At 32.4% G+C, this 438-nt stretch carries 1 pseudogene; it reads left to right on the top strand.

From position 1 onward, the window contains the following. Nucleotides 1-438 (top strand): annotated as a pseudogene (locus H2280_RS08540) (hypothetical protein); the annotation flags it as partial.

Genomic DNA, 438 nt, shown 5'->3' on the forward strand with positions numbered 1-438 from the left:
CAAATTATCAAAAACTTTGCCAAACATCCTCCCTATGATAAATATGGTATGCTTCCTTTTTTAGATGAGTTAATCTCTACAGAATGGATTATAGATCCAAACGAGTATAATTTTATTTATGATATTGATAATGATGTAGTAACAGCAATGTTAAGAGGAATCGATAAGGGTAAATACAAGGATCCAAGAGATGTGGATTCTACTCCTGAAAGCAGATGGGAATTTGATCAAGAAATAGATGCTTATAAAAAAGGTTGTGTAAGAAGTTATAGTTATGATATACCTAATCGCTGGAGTGAAACAAAGGTAGAAACTTATCTAGAAGAGCTTTATTTGCAAGCCAAACTCGCAGCCTTAACCCCTCCTCAAGGTTATCCTAATGCCCCTTATTATTTTAGTCCTGAAAGATTAGATTTTCTTTACAAAAAACATAAATTA

Origin of the sequence: Campylobacter sp. 2457A (assembly GCF_020135895.1) — a bacterium.
Classification (GTDB): domain Bacteria; phylum Campylobacterota; class Campylobacteria; order Campylobacterales; family Campylobacteraceae; genus Campylobacter_D; species Campylobacter_D taeniopygiae.